This window comes from bacterium, from assembly GCA_024224155.1.
Taxonomy (GTDB): Bacteria; Acidobacteriota; Thermoanaerobaculia; order Multivoradales; family JAHEKO01; genus CALZIK01.
This window is the reverse complement of record JAAENP010000364.1, coordinates 110,419-124,918: the sequence shown is the minus strand read 5'-3', so window position 1 is coordinate 124,918 and position 14,500 is coordinate 110,419. Positions and strand designations below refer to the sequence as shown.

Below are 14,500 nucleotides of genomic sequence, written 5' to 3'. Positions count from 1 at the left end.
ATGCTTGTCACTCTGACCCTGGTCAGCACCCTCGTTCAGATACCGCCGCTCGGAGCCCCGCTCATGCTTCGGGAACCGGCGATCTCTTCGGATGCCAGTCAGATCGCCTTCATGGCAAACGGTGATCTGTATTTGGGCTCTGTAGCAGGCGGCGAGGCGACTCGCATCGTCGATGATCCTGTGCACGCCCTGCACCCACGTTTCGCATCCTCCGGCGACCGCATTGCATTCACGAGCCTGCGCTCCGGCAACGGGGACGTCTACCTCGTCGACCTTGACACGCTGACTCAGCGCCGCCTCACCCACCACAGTTCTGAAGACGCCGTGGAAAGCTGGAGCCCGGATGGCGCGTTTGTCTACTTCTCGAGCAGCCGAGCTGACATCGGCGGCTACTCGGACATCTACGCGGTGCCGGTCGAAGGCGGAACGCCCTTTCCCGTAAGTCGAGCACGCTTCAAAGGCGAGTACAACGCGAGCGCGTCGCCGGACGGAGAAAGACTCGCTTTCAACTCGAACGACAGAGTTCGCCAGTGGTATCGAATGGGCCCGCGTACTGACGATGCGACAGAGGTCTGGATCAAGTCCACCGATCCGTCTTCGAACCGCTTTGAGAGAGTCACGAGGTTCGAGGGGAAGGACTCCTGGCCGATGTGGTCGCCGGACAGCGATGGCGTCTACGTCGTAACCGACGAGTATTCTGGGAGCGGCGCGGAAAACCTCGTTCTTCAAGACCTGACGGGGACTCGCAGGCCGATAACGAGCTTCGAACGAGGGCGCGTGTCGTGGCCTACGATTGCCAACGACGGGACGATTGCATTCGAGCGGCAGTTCGGGATCTGGACAGTGCGGGATGGCAGCGCTCCACGGCGTGTCGACTTCGCGCTCTCAGAAGACGAGATTGACGATGAGCCGACGCGCGCCGAGACCATTTCGCGAGTATCGGAGTTCCACGTCAACGAGTCGGCTGCTGTTTGCGCGGTCGTGATTCATGGTGATGTCTTCGTGCACGACCTTCGCACCGGCGATGTGGCACGGATTACCGACACGCCGGCGCCTGAGCAGGACGTTCGAGTGAGCCCGGACGTGAGCCGTGTCGCCTATGTGGCTCTGCGCAATGGCTTTTTTGATGTCTTCGTCTACGACCTGCACGAACGGCGCGAAACGCGGTTGACCTCGACGCCGGAGACCGAGCGGCATCTCAGATTCAGCCCCAATGGAGAAAGGATCGCCTTCGTCGAAGGAGCCGATCGGCTCAAGGTGGTCGACACCAACGGACAGAGACCGGTTCAAATGGCGACGGACCTCATGATGGCGCCCGAGCTCGCATGGTCGCCGGAAGGCCGTCTGATTGCCTACGTGTCGTCCGACTCGAACTGGCTCTCCAACGTTTGGCTTGTCCAGGTCGACGCCCCAGGGCGTAAGGTCCAGCTGACGGATCTTCCGGACGTCTACTCCGCTGGCTTGAGCTGGCTCGAGGACGGTCGGACTCTGTTGCTCGGTACATGGACGACGCGTGAAACGCGTCAGGTTGCGCGGATTCAGATCCCGGATCGGCTCGTCGACGGCGTTGACGACGAGTGGAACGACGCCGTGGAGGACGTCGAGGTCGAGTACCTTCTTCCAGCGAACGAGAGCCTGGTGCTGGAGGCGGTTGGCCGCAACGGTAAGACGGCGGTCCTCTCCGGCGCCTCCCTCGGACGTTCGGGTCTGTGGCGTTCTGCAATCGAGGAAGGTGACCTGGGCAGTTTCACGTTGATCGCCCCCGGAAGAATCACATCGGCGACAGTTTTGGGAGATGATTCGGTCCTTTATCTGAGCGGGGGCGAGCTGCATCGACTCGACGTCGAGGGGAACGAATCAGATCGGATCGAGTTGTCGTTCGATTTTGACGTCGATCCGCGAAAAAGGCGCCTGGCCTTGTTTCGAGAGGCCTGGCTTGTAGTTCGTGATTGGTTCGGAGACGAGAGCTTCAACGGCAAGAACTGGGAAGCTCTGTACAGCGAGTATGAGCCGTTCGTGCGTGGCGCGCGCAACGATTTCGATTTCATGACCGTGATCCGAATGATGGTTGGTGAGCTGAACGCCTCACGTACGGAGGTGTGGGGTGATCCTCGCGTCGACGGCCAAGCTGTCGGAGATCTGGGGGTCGATTTTGACGGTACAGCGTTGAAAGGCGGCCGGTTCGTAGTTTCTTCTAGCCTCTTTCCTGCGACCGGAGAGGATTCCGGGCTTCTCGCAGGAGAGGTTATCGAGGCCATCGAGGGAACCGTGCTGGGGCGGGGCGTCAATCTGAGTGAGCTTCTTACGGGAGCGGCCGGCGAGATGATTGCGGTGACGGTAGAACGAGGCGGCAAGCGCCTGGAGGTCCGCTCGAGGGTGCGATCGACGAATCAGGTTTCGGAGCAGCGCTATCGGAAGTGGATCGCCTGGAACGAGGCACTGGTTGACGAGCTCAGCGGCGGGCGCTTTGCCTACGTGCATCGGAGACACTTTGGCACCGGTGCGACCGAGGCACTGCGTCGCCAACTCGGCGCATCGGCGCTTGGCAAAGACGGCGTTGTCTTGGACGTGCGCTACAACGGCGGTGGCATCGAGTCCACTCGAGCGATCGGCTACCTGCGACGAAAGATCGTGCACTTGAACGCGTTCCAGGACAAGGTCGTCGCACCCGGCGCGCTCGTGCATGGCATTCCGGTACTGGATCGTCCCGTCGTTCTGGTCCAGAACGAGCAGGTCTTGAGCGACACGGAGAGTCTCTCGCATCAGTTTCGGGCTTTGGGAGTCGGACCGGTGGTCGGAACTCGAACATCCGGTTGGAACAAGGGGCAGCGTGGATACGGATTGTTCGACGGCACGCGGATCTCTGTTGGTGCGTGGAAGGCGTTGACGAGCAACGGCGAGGACATGGAGCGCAGAGGCCGCGAGCCTGACATCTATGTGGATCGCTCCATCGAGGAGACCTTGGTTGGAAGGGACTCCCAGCTCGAATCCGCGGTCGAGGCGCTGGACGAGTGGATCAGATCACGCGGCCTCCCAGGCCGCCAGGTGCAAGAGGGCGAACGCAGGCACGAATGACGAAGCGCTCGCTTTGAGGGGTTCGCGTAGATCAGTTCGCAGCCGACACGGCTTCGGCCAGGAACTCCATAACGACATTCCAGGTCGGCGTCACATCGTCGCCGACGCGGTCGGCGTCCAGCATCGAGGAGCCGTGCACACCGTTCAGCGCGACAAAGGTCTGAATCCCGTGCTCCTCGAACAAGCGGAACTGTTGCCGCACGCTGTCCCGCTCCATCTCGGAGGCGGGACGCAGGGCGAGGGCGGGGAGGGTGAGCTTCGGGATGAACGGCTCCGCCTTGCACGAGGCCATGGGCCCGCCGGAGGCCGGGGAGAAGGCGAGGACGCCGGCGAGATCTTGGGCGTGCTCCGCGCCCAGACGGAGAACCAGGGCGGCGCTGTAGCTGCTCCCCCAAGCGACGCGCGGGCCGGTGAAGCCGAGCTTCTTGGCCTGGTCGAGGGCGGCCTCGAGATCGGGATAGGTGTCGCAGTAGCCGTAGTCCCGGCCGTCGAGGGCGGCAACCGTGCGATTGACACCGTCGAATCGGCTCCCGCCCGAACGCTGATCGATGGCGAAAACGTTGTATCCGGCCTCGAGCAGCCGCGGAATGATGTTGGCGTACTCGCCCCGGGCATCGCCACCGGCTTGGTGAAAGAGCAGGACCAGCGGGGCGGCTTTTCCGGCTTCGACCGAATAGACATTCCCGTACAGAGTCATGCCGTCGGCAGCGGTCCAGGTCACTTCATCCGCCGCCTGCGAAGGGGCGGCGACAGCAAAGACGATCGGGACGAAAAGAGCAGCGATGAGAACAGTCCGTTTCTGTGGCTCCATGGTGGGTCTCCTCACGATCGGCAGGATGTTACGGCACGAGAGCATGGTATTTTCTCGCCCTACGGATGTGCGAGCAGTCCGACAGTCCGCGCCTGAGGCAGCTCCTGGATTCCGACAAGTTCCAGTACTCCGACGTTACCGCCGACGGCTCGGAGAGAGCGTGGGTGGACTTCGAGCGCCTCGAGACCCTGTGGTTCAACACCGGCACGCTGTGCAACATCGAGTGCCGTCGTTGCTACATCGACTCGAGCCCGGTGAACGACCGGCTCTCCAATCTCACCGCCCGGGAGGTCGCGCGCTTTCTGGATGAGATCGCCGACTTGCAGCTGGGGACGCGCGAGATCGGCTTCACCGGTGGCGAGCCGTTCGTCAATCCGGACTTCCCGGCGATGCTCGAGGACACGCTGGATCGCGGCTTCGAGGCCCTGGTGCTGACCAACGCCATGCGGCCGATGATGAGGCCGGCGGTTCAAAAGAGCCTGCAACGCCTTAGCCGGAGGCACGGCAGACGGCTGCATCTGAGGGTCAGCCTCGATCACTACACGCCCGAGCTTCACGAGCAGGAGCGCGGACCCGGCTCCTGGAGCTCGACGGTTCGCGGGATTCGTTGGCTCGCCGACGAAGGCTTCCGCCTTTCGGTGGCCGGCCGCACTTGCTGGGGGGAGACGGAGCCGGTGGCCCGGGAGGGCTATGCGGGTCTGTTTGCGACCGAGAATCTGCCGCTGAACGCGACCGATCCGAGCCAGCTCGTGCTGTTTCCGGAGATGGACGCAGCTCTGGACGCGCCCGAGATCACCGTCGACTGCTGGCGCGTTTTGGGCGTCAGGCCGTCCGACATGATGTGCGCGAGAAGCCGGATGGTCGTCCGGCGGCGCGGGGCGACTTCGCCGGCCGTAGTGTCGTGCACGCTGTTGCCCTACGATTCCAGGTTCGAGCTCGGTGGCTCGCTGGCCGAGGCCCTCGGGCCGGTGCGCCTCAATCATTCGCATTGCGCCCGGTTCTGCGTCCTGGGCGGCGGCTCCTGCAGCGTCAGCTCACAGGACCGTACAGAGCCGGAGGACCTCAATTCTTGGCGGTGAACTTCGCCTTCTTCGAAGCCTTCGACGATCGCACGCCGTTGAAGGCGCGGATGCGCACGCGATAGGTCTCTCCGGGCACGAGGTCGCGAATGATGGCCTTCTTGGCCGTCGCCGCCACGCGCCCGATCTCCTCGAAAGGTATGGTCGAGGAGGAAAGCTCGATCACGAAGCCTTCGCGATTAAAGGAATTGTGCTTCCAGGTCAGCTTGGCCTTGCCGCGCTTGCAGGGACCTGCTGTCCGTAGTTGGACTGGAAGAGGTTGCCCTGATTGTCGAAGGCGTTGCCCGAGGGCGTGTTGAGGCCGGTCGCGAACACGGTGATCTCACCGTCGGGAGCGATCTTGAACAGCTGGGTGCCGCCGAAGGCCGCCGAGTAGACGTTGCCCTCGGCGTCGACGCTGATTCCGCCCGCCAGGTTCGAGCCGCCCGGCAGGGCATAGGTCGTGACTTCCGCTCGCGCGGCCACAACGGCCGCCAGGAACGCGGTCAGCGTCAGCGCCAGGGTCCGGAAAGCTCGCGCTCTGGGCGCGTTTTGTCTCGGCACGAAAAGGCCTCCTCTCGTTGAGGTTACGTAGAGGTCTACGTACCCGGACCGGCCTCGGTTTTCCGGTCCCGACTCCGGCCCTACTTCGGCCTCAGGACCGAGAACGCGTCTCGGTCGTCGTCCATCTTGGATCCGACCGAATCGCCGCAGACACTGCAGACGTAGTCGTACTTGTTGCCCTGAGGCAGAACCAGGAGCAGGCGCTTGCGCACCGGCTGGGCCTGCCGGCACTTCGAGCAAAAGAGCTCGGAAGCTTCGAACTCGTCGTAGTGAGCCTGTCTGCGATTCATCCGGTCGTGTTTCTCTGTCCTAGAGGTTCTCGAGGATCATGTCGTAGCTCTTGAAGCCGTCGTCCTTGAGCGGTCGGAGGTCGAGTTTCGGCGTGGTTGGCTCCTCTGGGCCCGCCAATAATATTAGGAAACCGCGGATCGGGAGTATTCTCCTTCTAATGGGCGAGCTGAGAAGATTCCGGAAGAAGGCCGGGACGGCCGTCACCGCCGTTCAGGTCGATCTCGACACCAAGGGATTCAGCTACCGAAAGTGGGGCGATACCCAGTTCTGCAAGCGTGGAGACTGGCTCGTGAACAACCAGGGCGACGTCTACACTATCGATGGCGAGACCTTCGAGGCGACGTATCGCCCGGCCGGCGCCGGCGTCTACGTGAAGTTGACACCGGTCTGGGCGGAGGCGGTCGAGGAAGCGGGCGTCATCGAGACCAAAGAAGGAGCCACGCACTACGAAGTCGGGGACTATCTGGTCTATAACGACCGCGACCGAAAGGATGGTTACGCGGTCAGCGCGGCGAAGTTCGAAGAGATGTACGAGCCGGCCTCCAAACAGGAAGGCCCACGGTGATAACATTTCCCGAAAGAAGATGATCAACAGGCTGTAGAGCGGTCTCCATCATGGCCAAGATCTACCTCTCATCGACCTACGAGGACCTTGCCGAGCACCGGCAGGCGGTCTACCGGGTCCTCAGGCAGATGGGGCATGACGTGATCTCGATGGAGGACTACACCGCGACCGGCAGGCAGCCAACGGAGAAGTGCCTGGCTGATGTTCGCGAGTGCGGCATCTACGTTGGCATTTTTGCCTGGCGCTACGGCTACGTACCGCCGGAAGAGACAAGGGCCATTACCGAGCTCGAGTATCGCGAGGCCCTCGATGCCGGCAAGGAGACGTTGATCTTCCTTCTGAACGACGACGCGCCGTGGTCGCCCACTCTTATCGACCGCGATAGGACCGCCATCGAGGCGCTGCGCGGCGAGCTTCAGACGAGTCACATCGTCCAGTTTTTCTCGACGGCGGAGGAGTTGGCGGCCGCCGTCAGCGTGTCGGTCGCCAACGTCGCGGCTGAGGACTCGGCCGGCGAGTCCGACGAGGCGCCGGATCCCTCGACCCAGCGCTTCTATCTGAAGTGCCTGTCGAAGATGACTGGTGAGCTGGATTCCCAAATCAAGATCTACCGCACAGCCTGCGTCGTTCTAATCGGCATCGCCGTGGCGGTCGGGATCGCCGGAGTGGCGATGAAGCTTCTCTTCGTCGGCCTGGGTGGACTGCTGGTCGGTACCGCCACCGTGTTCCCGACCAACACGATGCTCCATACTCGCCGGAAAAAGGCACTCCTCGACGGCTACGAAGAAGGCTTGCGGCAGGAGCCTCCGGCCTCCGATGTGGTCCGTGCGGTGAAGGCATTCCTCGAGCGCCAGCTCAGAGGGGAGTCGTTCGCATGACGGGCGAGCGCCACGAGCACGAGCAAGAAAACCAGCTCGACCAGATCTCGGCTCGCTTTCAGCGCGAGCAGGCGCAAGCGCGAAAGCAGACATTGTGGCTGACCATGGCGCCCATCGTCGTCGGGCTACTGGTCGTAGGCAGCGCCTGGGTGGGTGTGTCCGGAGCTCGGAACGAGCAGAAGAGAGTCGTGGCCAAGCTCGAGAAAGCCGAAGTCGAGCTGCGCGAGGTCGGCAGGCGCCGGGAGGGGATGCTCGCCGACATCCAGGGCCTGCAAGAGATGCGTGCCGGGCTCGAGAAAGAGATCGCCGATCAACAAGCGCTCTTCGAGCATTTCGAGAAGAAGCTCTCCGCCGAAGAAAGGCAGGAAGCTCAGTTCGTAGCCCAGGGGCTCGACGCCGTCAGGCAGGAAGACTACCCGCAGGCCATCGACACCCTCAAAAGGGCGCTCGCGCTCGACCCCGACAACTCGGCGGCCCTCAACAACGCGGGCTACGCTTACTACAAGAACGGCCAGTTCGAAGAGGCCGTGGAAACGCTGCGCCAGGCGACCCGGATCGATCCGGAGTTCGCCGAGGCGTTTTTCAACCTGGGCTTCGCCTACTGGAAGATCGATCAGCGAGACCGCGCGGTCGAGGCCTTCGAGCGGGCGTTCAAGCTGGACCCGGGCTACGAGGAGCGGGCGCGCGCCGAGCCGGACTACAAGCCGATCTGGAGCTACCAGATTCGCAGGTCGCGAGAGACCAGCACCCGAGGCGGCGAGGAAGCGGACCTGATTGCGCAAGCGCAGCAAGCCGCTCGGGACCGCAACTATCCGGAGGCGATCCTGGCCTATGGAAAGGCGCTTTCGATCAACCCGGAGAGCCCCGAGCTCATGGGCCGGCTGGGCAACGCCTACTATCTCGACGGCCAGCACAAAATGGCGGCGGAGATTCTCATGCGTTCGGTGGACAAGCATCCCGACTACGCCGAGGGGCACTACTACCTGGGCCTCACTCTCTGGGAGCTCGGTGACCGCGATCGCGCCATGGACGAGTTCAAGACCGCCTTCGAGATCGAGCCCGCCTGGGAAAGCCGCGCGCGGCGCGATCCCCGCTACCAGCGCATCTTTCGGTCACGGGCCAAGTAGTAGCCGGCCGCCGGTCCGCGAGCCCGCTCGTGTGTGCGCGCAAGGCCGCCCCGTTTCTGGGCTGGTCGGCCTGCGGAGCCGTGCTGCCCTGGCTGGGCGCGGTGGGGGTGATCGGGCTCGTGCTCGAGGGGTTTTGAGGGCGGAGAGGTGCCATCTACCCGCGGATGTGACATATTTCACAGTACCGACTGGAACGGCCCGCCTAGTCTGAGCGGGAGACAAGCGACTCGACCCTATCTTGGGAGGCTCTGTGCAACTGGATTGCGACAAGACCCTCGATCTCGGCATTCGCGCCTGTTCTGACGGAAACTGGGAAGAAGGACTCCGCCACTTGAGACTGCTCAAGCACGAGGAAGGAGCCTGCGGCCGGCAGCCCGGGGTTTTCTATTCCCACCTCGGGCTCGCGATGGCGCGCTGTGAAGGCCGGATGCACGAGGGACATGAGTGGTGCACCCACGCGGTCACGATCCAGCCGGCCGAGCCCACCAACTATTTGAACCTGGCTCAGACCTATCTCCTGCTCAAGAACCGCCGCGGCGCGCTGCACGCGCTGGTCGAAGGGCTGGCCGTCGATGCCGCCCACCCGGGGCTTCTGAAGCTACGCCGGGCGCTCGGGTTCCGCTACCGGCTGCCGATCTGGTGTCTGGCCCGAGTCCACGAGCTCAAGCTCTCGATCAGGCGGCACCGAGCCAGGTCGGAAGCGCGGCGCCACGCCGCGAGGCGCCGGCCACGGCTCGGAGAGGACAGCACCGGGATCTTCCGGCCGGCTGACTAAATCCGACACGACCGAGGTGAGCAGGCGCCGCCTCGGCCCGGCATCCGTCGGGGACAGGGCGCCGTCAGGGACAGGTACTGAAAGCCTGGGTGTCCTGGATGGGCTGGAAGGCATTGCCCAGCGGATTCTCGTAGACCTTCGAGACTCCGGTCTCGGTGTCGGTGACGGTGAGGTCGAACCCGACGTCGGTTTGCGCGGCGGCGAAGACCCAGAAGCTGTTGAAGTTGGGGTCGCGGCACACGTCGAGAAGCCGGACCAGGAGCTCGTTGTTGTTGAGCGGAGAGAAGACGAGGGTGCCTTCGTTGCGCCTGGCGACGTCGACGATCAACGGCCGGGTGCTGTCGTCGAAGGGATCTTCGAAAAAAGCCTCGACCTTGAAGCGTCCGTCCACCAGGCAAAGCGTCGTGTTGTTTGGAGTGCACGGAGGGACCGTGCCCGCGGAGCAGTAGCAGTCGAGGCCGTTCATGGCCTTTCCGCCGCCCAGGCCGATCCTGTTGACGATCGCTCCGGGAATGCCCGGTGGGAGCGGGAAGTCTGTGGCAAACCAGCCGAATCTGTTGGTCTTGCCGCTCGCGCCGCCGGCCGGAAACTCGTTGCCGTCCACATCGAGCAGGCTGCGGTCGAAGTTGACCTTGACGCCCTTCCGCGGGTCGCCCTGGTTACTCGCCTGACAGCCACACCTGGCCATGTTGCCGCCGGAGCTCGAGCCGCCGACCAGGGTGTAGGTGCCGTCGCCGTTCACCTCGTTCAGGAACCTCCTGGCCTTGACCGAGTCCGGACAGGAGAGCTCGCTCCGCACCACAGTGTGATTCTGATTGTCGGCCGCAAGCTCGACGGCTCCGAAAGAGAGGGCCGCAAGTCCGACGATGAGAGCCAGCAGCTGAGAGTGTTTCTTGCCCATGGTCGATACCTCCAAGAGGAAAGGTTCTAAATTACGCCGGTTCTTAACACATGGACGTTGGCGGCCGCAAATGGGAGTGCGACTATCCGCTATTATTTGGATAGCCTTTCTTTAGTCGCCAAGGAGGAGCCATGGGCGCCATCTCGTTAGCCGTGAGCCGGCTCAAGAAAGCCGGCGTCAAGCTGGGCTACGCGCACGCGCTCAACAAGCCGATCATTCAGCTGACCAGTATCAGCGTCGACGATCTCCCATTCGACGTTCAGACCTGGCCCACGCTTTCCTACAAGATCGGGGCGGTGTCCGAGCTCGCTCCCGAGCTTGCCAAGCGGCTGAAGACGGTCTTGAAGTAGGAGTCTCACATCGCTACGGGGGTGCTTCGAGCCTATGGTATTCTTACACAGAAGCTTGCGAAGCTCCTTGGACCTTCGTACGGAGTGGGAAATGGCCGGTCTTTGTACCCGGGTCATCCGGAAACAGAAGATTCCGCAGACAAAGGAGGTTGAGTATGCCGAGGCGATCTCGTGACGAGCATCTCTTTGGAGAGGGTCCCAAACGGATCCTCGCCCTGGATGGTGGTGGCATTCGTGGAATGCTGACACTTTCGTATCTGAAGCTCCTGGAAGAGCAGCTTCGCGAGCGTCACCAAAACGCGGACCTCCTGCTGAGCGACTACTACGATCTCATCGGCGGGACCTCGACCGGCGCGATCATCGCAGCCGGTCTCGCGAAGGGCTATGCGGTGGAAACACTCCAGGATCTTTACCGGGATTTCGGTAGAGACATCTTTCGGAAGAAATGGTGGCGCAAGGGCCTGGTCTTCGCCAAGTTCAGAGCCGGACCCCTACGGCGTTACCTGGATGAGCATTTCGACTTCGAGCTCGGTGATTCGAGGCTGACGACCGGCCTGATGATCATGACCAAACGCTGGGATACGGGTAGTCCCTGGGTGATCCACAATAACCCGAGAGGCAAGTACTTCAGCTCGGGCTCCTCCTCGCGCGAGCCCAACTCCAAGTACAACCTCGCTCAGGTGGTCAGGGCCAGCACCGCTGCGCCGACGTTCTTCCGTCCGGAGAAGCTGCGAATTGCTCGCGGCGTGGAGGGGAGGTTCGTAGACGGCGGGGTCACTCCACACAATAACCCCGCACTCCAGCTGTTGTTGATGGCAACGCTAGAGGGGTTCCGTTTGAATTGGGAGCTGGGCGCCGACAGGATCCTGCTGACGTCAGTGGGGACCGGGATGGACAACCCGAACTTGAACCCATCGACGATCAAGACCAAGCTCGCCCTCTATGATGGCATTACGTCGCTTTCGGCTCTTCGGGCGGATTGCGATTGGCTGGACCAGACTCTGCTGCAGTGGTTGTCCGAGAGCCGGACCCCCTGGAAGATTGACTCCGAGGTAGGCGACCTGTCCGCGGACCTCTTGACCGGGCAACCGCTGGTGACTTACCAGCGCTACAACGTCTGGTTCGATCGGAAGTGGCTCAAAGAGGATCTGGGAATAGACATCACCGAAGCCGAGGAGCGCAGCCTTCCGGACATGGCCAATCCCAGGAATCTCGCACCGCTAGAGGAGATCGGCAATAAGGCGGCGGCCCAGCAGATCGAACCGCAGGACTTTCCTCGCGGCTTCGACCTTCCTGAGAGGCAACGGCCATGAGTCGGCCGCGATGGCCATGACTCGATCGAGAAGGAGCAAGACATGAGTTCCTTGAAAAAGTGGTTAGAACACGCACCCAAGCCGCCAGAGCTCGAAGAGGGCCAGCAGTGGCATGTGTTCCTGAGTTATCGATCGGTCAATCGCGCCTGGGTGCTGCAGCTCTACGATGTGCTGCGGAGCCTCGAGTACGAGGTCTTTCTGGACCAGTACGTTCTTTCGGCGGATCAGAACCTGATCGCAGCACTCGAAGAGAATCTCGAGCATAGCGCTTCGGGCGTTTTGATCTGGTCAACGGACGCCGCCGACTCGGATTGGTGCAAGAAGGAGTATCGGACCTTCGAGGCCCGGGAGAGCAGCGGTGACGGCTTTCGCTATGTAGTTGCCAAACTCGACCGCGCTGACCTGCCGGTGTTCGCGAGTCAGAAGATCTGGATCGACTTCTCCGATCTGATGGGCGGGCCACAGGGAGCGGGGCTCCTACGCCTTCTCTACGGCCTGCACGGTGAGCCTTTGCCGGCAGCTGCCGTCAGGCTCGCCGCTGAGGTGGACCAGGAAGCTCGGCGCTCGGAGGCGAGAATCAAGGCTGCGGTGGCTGCGGGCTCTCGCGATCGTCTTCTGGAGTTGGCGGACTCCGGTGGGTTGGCCTGGGAAACGACGGCCGCGCTGGGCTGCGGAATAGTAGAAGGTCTGGTCAAGCTCGGCGCCTATGAGCAGGCACTCAAGAGCCTGGAGGTCTTGAAGGCGCGCTTTCCCAAGAGCCTGCGCGTTCAGCAACTGAAGGGCTTGGCACTTGCCCGCTCCGGGAACTGGCAACAAGCGCAGCTCGAGCTCGAGGAGCTCCGCGAGCTGGGAGAGCAGGATCCCGAGACTCTCGGCATTCTGGCGCGGACCTGGATGGACAGCTACAAGAAGAGCTCGGACCAGAACCACCTGCGCCGCTCCCGGGACCTCTACGCACAGGCCTTCGAGAATGCTCCGAATGACTACTACACCGGCATCAACGCCGCCGCGAAGAGTGTGTTTCTGGATGAGCTCGATGCCGGGAACGACTATGCGGAGAAGGTCGAGCGAATTGTAGGTACGGAAAAGAAGGACGGCGACTATTGGATGACCGCGACTGTAGCGGAGGCCCAGCTCATCAAGGGTAACTACCAGGCAGCTGGACGCCTCTACCGCGACGCCGTGAGCATGGCCGCGCAAGAGATGGGTTCGCATGCGAGCACATGGGGTCAGGCGAGGCTGCTTCTCGAGCACCTCGGACCCTCGGATGACGAGTATTCGCTGGTGGCTCAAGCCTTCGGTCACTTGGGTGAGGCAGGCACTTGAGGCCATGCGAGGATCTCCCACCCGGGAGGCGACCAACAGCGGCGCTCATCTCGGTCGTAGGGCAAGTGAACGAAATGTTGTGATTCGAATCTCGAGAAGGAGGAAACGATGAGTTTTCTGACGGCATTGCTCGCGTTTTCGGCGATCATGATCGTGTTGACGACGCTCGCCACGGTTGTGGTCGAAGGCCTGCACAAGCTAATGCGCAAGAGAGCCAGCGACTTCGAGCAGCTGTTGACCCAGCTGTACAAGGATGCTGTCGAACCGCGATTGGCGAATGCCGGCGTGCAAGTCGGTGCGACGGCAGACCAGTTCGTCCAGGATCTCATGAAGAACCCTGCGTTCGACGTCAGCAAGAAGGGTCGGCTCGCTAAGTTACCTCTGCTCAAGAATCTGTTCGATTCTTCGTTTCAGGAGTTGACCACGCGCCAGTTCGTGGAGCAGTTCGCTCAGACCGAAGCGGGCAGGAAACTCAAAGGCGAAGCGGATGACGTGGTCAAGGACCTGATCGGGAAGTTCTCGTACGAGTTCGAGCGCTATGGAGAGGCCGCCAGCAATTACTTTCGGCGGCGAGCCACGACTCTTTCGGTCATCGTCGCCTTCATTCTGGCTGTCGGCTTGAACATCGATGCGTTCAGGCTCTACGGCGCTTTGGCAGAGGACGAGACGTTGGCTGAGCAAGTCATCGCCAGCGTCGATGTGAACCAGCTGGAGACGGCGTACCAGGCAAGAATTGCGAACGCGGCCAATCCGGATGAGGCCGAGAAGGCCAAGAACGAGTACAAGCAGGTTCTGCAGGACATCAAGGAGGAATCGGAGAATCTCCGGGCGCTTGGGCTGCCGATTGGCTTCGAGTACTTCCCGTACTGCGAGGCTCGATCGACGAACGGCACAGCGGAACTGATCGATCCGCGCTGCGAGGAGTTGGGCAGCACCTCGTGGGAAAGTACGTGGCCTTTAGTTGGCCCTTTGCTGACGATAGGCAACAAGACTCTCTATAACGCCCGTGCCCGCGTGTTTTCGTCGCGAGCCGGCTATGGGTGGCTGTTCTCCGTTCTCGTGAGCGGCGGATTGATTGGTCTTGGTGCGCCATTCTGGTTCAAGACGTTCCGGTTCATAGCCAGTTTCGTACCGGGCATCAAGCTGCCGGACAGCACGGCGGCTCGCCAGGAACGGTCCGGCCAAGTCGCACAAGCGCAGCCAACGGCCGCGACAACGCCGAGCCCGCCGGCTGCCGCGGCAACTCTCGGAACGCCCTCCACGACAACCGGACAGGCCGGCGCGGCGACGACCGCTGGAGCCGGCACGGTCGCCGGTACGCCCGCTGCCGTGACAGCTCCGGCCACGACAGGAACCGTGCCGGACCTGGGTTTGACGGAGGACGATCTCGTTTCGGCGTTCACGAAATCGGAACGGTAGCTCGAACGCTCAATCTCGCCTGGGACGCCGTCCGGGAAGGGATGCGC

15 protein-coding genes are annotated in these 14,500 nt (G+C 62.3%); 10 read left to right on the top strand and 5 right to left on the bottom strand.

The window, feature by feature from the left end; all coding sequences use genetic code 11:
* Complete coding sequence (locus GY769_18655) at positions 1-3,075, top strand: hypothetical protein (GenBank protein MCP4203943.1); 3,075 nt, start codon at positions 1-3, stop codon at positions 3,073-3,075.
* Positions 3,076-3,106: 31 nt separating this feature from the next.
* Here the strand turns inward: GY769_18655 and GY769_18650 are convergent, their stop codons facing one another.
* The gene (locus GY769_18650; GenBank protein MCP4203942.1) at positions 3,107-3,886 is read right to left on the bottom strand and encodes an alpha/beta fold hydrolase; all 780 of its coding nucleotides are present in this window, start codon (positions 3,884-3,886) and stop codon (positions 3,107-3,109) included.
* 65 nt (positions 3,887-3,951) lie between these two features.
* On the opposite strand from GY769_18650, the gene GY769_18645 reads away from it, so the two are divergent.
* Positions 3,952-4,965: a radical SAM protein gene (locus GY769_18645; GenBank protein ID MCP4203941.1), complete on the top strand. Its 1,014-nt coding sequence runs from the start codon at positions 3,952-3,954 to the stop codon at positions 4,963-4,965.
* Here GY769_18645 and GY769_18640 read toward each other — a convergent pair.
* The 3 genes from GY769_18640 to GY769_18630 form a co-directional block, all read right to left on the bottom strand.
* Complete coding sequence (locus GY769_18640; protein ID MCP4203940.1) at positions 4,949-5,131, bottom strand: fibronectin type III domain-containing protein; 183 nt, start codon at positions 5,129-5,131, stop codon at positions 4,949-4,951. The genes GY769_18645 and GY769_18640 overlap by 17 nt on opposite strands.
* 35 nt (positions 5,132-5,166) lie before the next feature.
* On the bottom strand, positions 5,167-5,508 hold the full coding sequence (locus tag GY769_18635) for a hypothetical protein (GenBank protein ID MCP4203939.1): 342 nt from the start codon (positions 5,506-5,508) through the stop codon (positions 5,167-5,169).
* An 80-nt stretch (positions 5,509-5,588) separates the two neighbouring features.
* Entirely contained in the window at positions 5,589-5,798 is a 210-nt protein-coding gene (locus GY769_18630; GenBank protein MCP4203938.1) for a cytoplasmic protein, read from the bottom strand.
* Between the two features lie 158 nt (positions 5,799-5,956).
* Between GY769_18630 and GY769_18625 the strand changes: the two genes are divergently transcribed.
* The 4 genes from GY769_18625 (at position 5,957) to GY769_18610 (ending at position 9,144) form a co-directional block, all read left to right on the top strand.
* On the top strand, positions 5,957-6,364 hold the full coding sequence (locus tag GY769_18625) for a hypothetical protein (GenBank protein ID MCP4203937.1): 408 nt from the start codon (positions 5,957-5,959) through the stop codon (positions 6,362-6,364).
* A 50-nt stretch (positions 6,365-6,414) separates the two neighbouring features.
* Positions 6,415-7,242, top strand: a complete 828-nt coding sequence (locus GY769_18620) for a DUF4062 domain-containing protein (protein MCP4203936.1) — start codon at positions 6,415-6,417, stop codon at positions 7,240-7,242.
* Positions 7,239-8,369 carry a tetratricopeptide repeat protein gene (locus GY769_18615; protein MCP4203935.1) on the top strand — a complete coding sequence of 377 codons (1,131 nt, stop codon included), beginning with the start codon at positions 7,239-7,241 and terminating at the stop codon, positions 8,367-8,369. Before GY769_18620 ends, GY769_18615 begins: the two co-directional genes overlap by 4 nt.
* A 250-nt stretch (positions 8,370-8,619) precedes the next feature.
* On the top strand, positions 8,620-9,144 hold the full coding sequence (locus GY769_18610; GenBank protein MCP4203934.1) for a hypothetical protein: 525 nt from the start codon (positions 8,620-8,622) through the stop codon (positions 9,142-9,144).
* A 64-nt stretch (positions 9,145-9,208) separates the two neighbouring features.
* Here the strand turns inward: GY769_18610 and GY769_18605 are convergent, their stop codons facing one another.
* Positions 9,209-10,045, bottom strand: coding sequence for a hypothetical protein (locus tag GY769_18605; protein ID MCP4203933.1), 837 nt, complete (start codon positions 10,043-10,045; stop codon positions 9,209-9,211).
* Positions 10,046-10,176: 131 nt separating this feature from the next.
* Here GY769_18605 and GY769_18600 point away from each other — a divergent pair, with 131 nt between their 5' ends.
* The 4 genes from GY769_18600 to GY769_18585 all read left to right on the top strand — a co-directional run bounded on the left by GY769_18600 (position 10,177) and on the right by GY769_18585 (position 14,453).
* A complete protein-coding gene (locus GY769_18600; GenBank protein ID MCP4203932.1) occupies positions 10,177-10,395 on the top strand; it encodes a hypothetical protein in 219 nt (72 codons plus the stop codon).
* A gap of 155 nt (positions 10,396-10,550) precedes the next feature.
* Positions 10,551-11,708 (top strand): patatin, encoded by a 1,158-nt coding sequence (locus tag GY769_18595; GenBank protein MCP4203931.1) that lies wholly within the window; start codon positions 10,551-10,553, stop codon positions 11,706-11,708.
* Positions 11,709-11,750: 42 nt separating this feature from the next.
* Complete coding sequence (locus GY769_18590) at positions 11,751-13,034, top strand: DUF4071 domain-containing protein (protein ID MCP4203930.1); 1,284 nt, start codon at positions 11,751-11,753, stop codon at positions 13,032-13,034.
* A gap of 108 nt (positions 13,035-13,142) precedes the next feature.
* Entirely contained in the window at positions 13,143-14,453 is a 1,311-nt protein-coding gene (locus GY769_18585) for a hypothetical protein (protein MCP4203929.1), read from the top strand.
* The last annotated feature ends 47 nt before the right edge of the window (positions 14,454-14,500 follow it).

Excerpts from the sequence above, each read along its gene's own strand:
- GY769_18655 (MCP4203943.1), top strand. The coding sequence starts at position 1 with ATGCTTGTCACTCTGACCCTGGTCAGCACCCTCGTTCAGATACCGCCG.
- GY769_18650 (MCP4203942.1), bottom strand. The coding sequence starts at position 3,886 with ATGGAGCCACAGAAACGGACTGTTCTCATCGCTGCTCTTTTCGTCCCG.
- GY769_18645 (MCP4203941.1), top strand. The coding sequence starts at position 3,952 with ATGTGCGAGCAGTCCGACAGTCCGCGCCTGAGGCAGCTCCTGGATTCC.
- GY769_18630 (MCP4203938.1), bottom strand. The coding sequence starts at position 5,798 with ATGAATCGCAGACAGGCTCACTACGACGAGTTCGAAGCTTCCGAGCTC.
- GY769_18625 (MCP4203937.1), top strand. The coding sequence starts at position 5,957 with ATGGGCGAGCTGAGAAGATTCCGGAAGAAGGCCGGGACGGCCGTCACC.
- GY769_18620 (MCP4203936.1), top strand. The coding sequence starts at position 6,415 with ATGGCCAAGATCTACCTCTCATCGACCTACGAGGACCTTGCCGAGCAC.
- GY769_18615 (MCP4203935.1), top strand. The coding sequence starts at position 7,239 with ATGACGGGCGAGCGCCACGAGCACGAGCAAGAAAACCAGCTCGACCAG.
- GY769_18605 (MCP4203933.1), bottom strand. The coding sequence starts at position 10,045 with ATGGGCAAGAAACACTCTCAGCTGCTGGCTCTCATCGTCGGACTTGCG.
- GY769_18600 (MCP4203932.1), top strand. The coding sequence starts at position 10,177 with ATGGGCGCCATCTCGTTAGCCGTGAGCCGGCTCAAGAAAGCCGGCGTC.
- GY769_18595 (MCP4203931.1), top strand. The coding sequence starts at position 10,551 with ATGCCGAGGCGATCTCGTGACGAGCATCTCTTTGGAGAGGGTCCCAAA.
- GY769_18590 (MCP4203930.1), top strand. The coding sequence starts at position 11,751 with ATGAGTTCCTTGAAAAAGTGGTTAGAACACGCACCCAAGCCGCCAGAG.
- GY769_18585 (MCP4203929.1), top strand. The coding sequence starts at position 13,143 with ATGAGTTTTCTGACGGCATTGCTCGCGTTTTCGGCGATCATGATCGTG.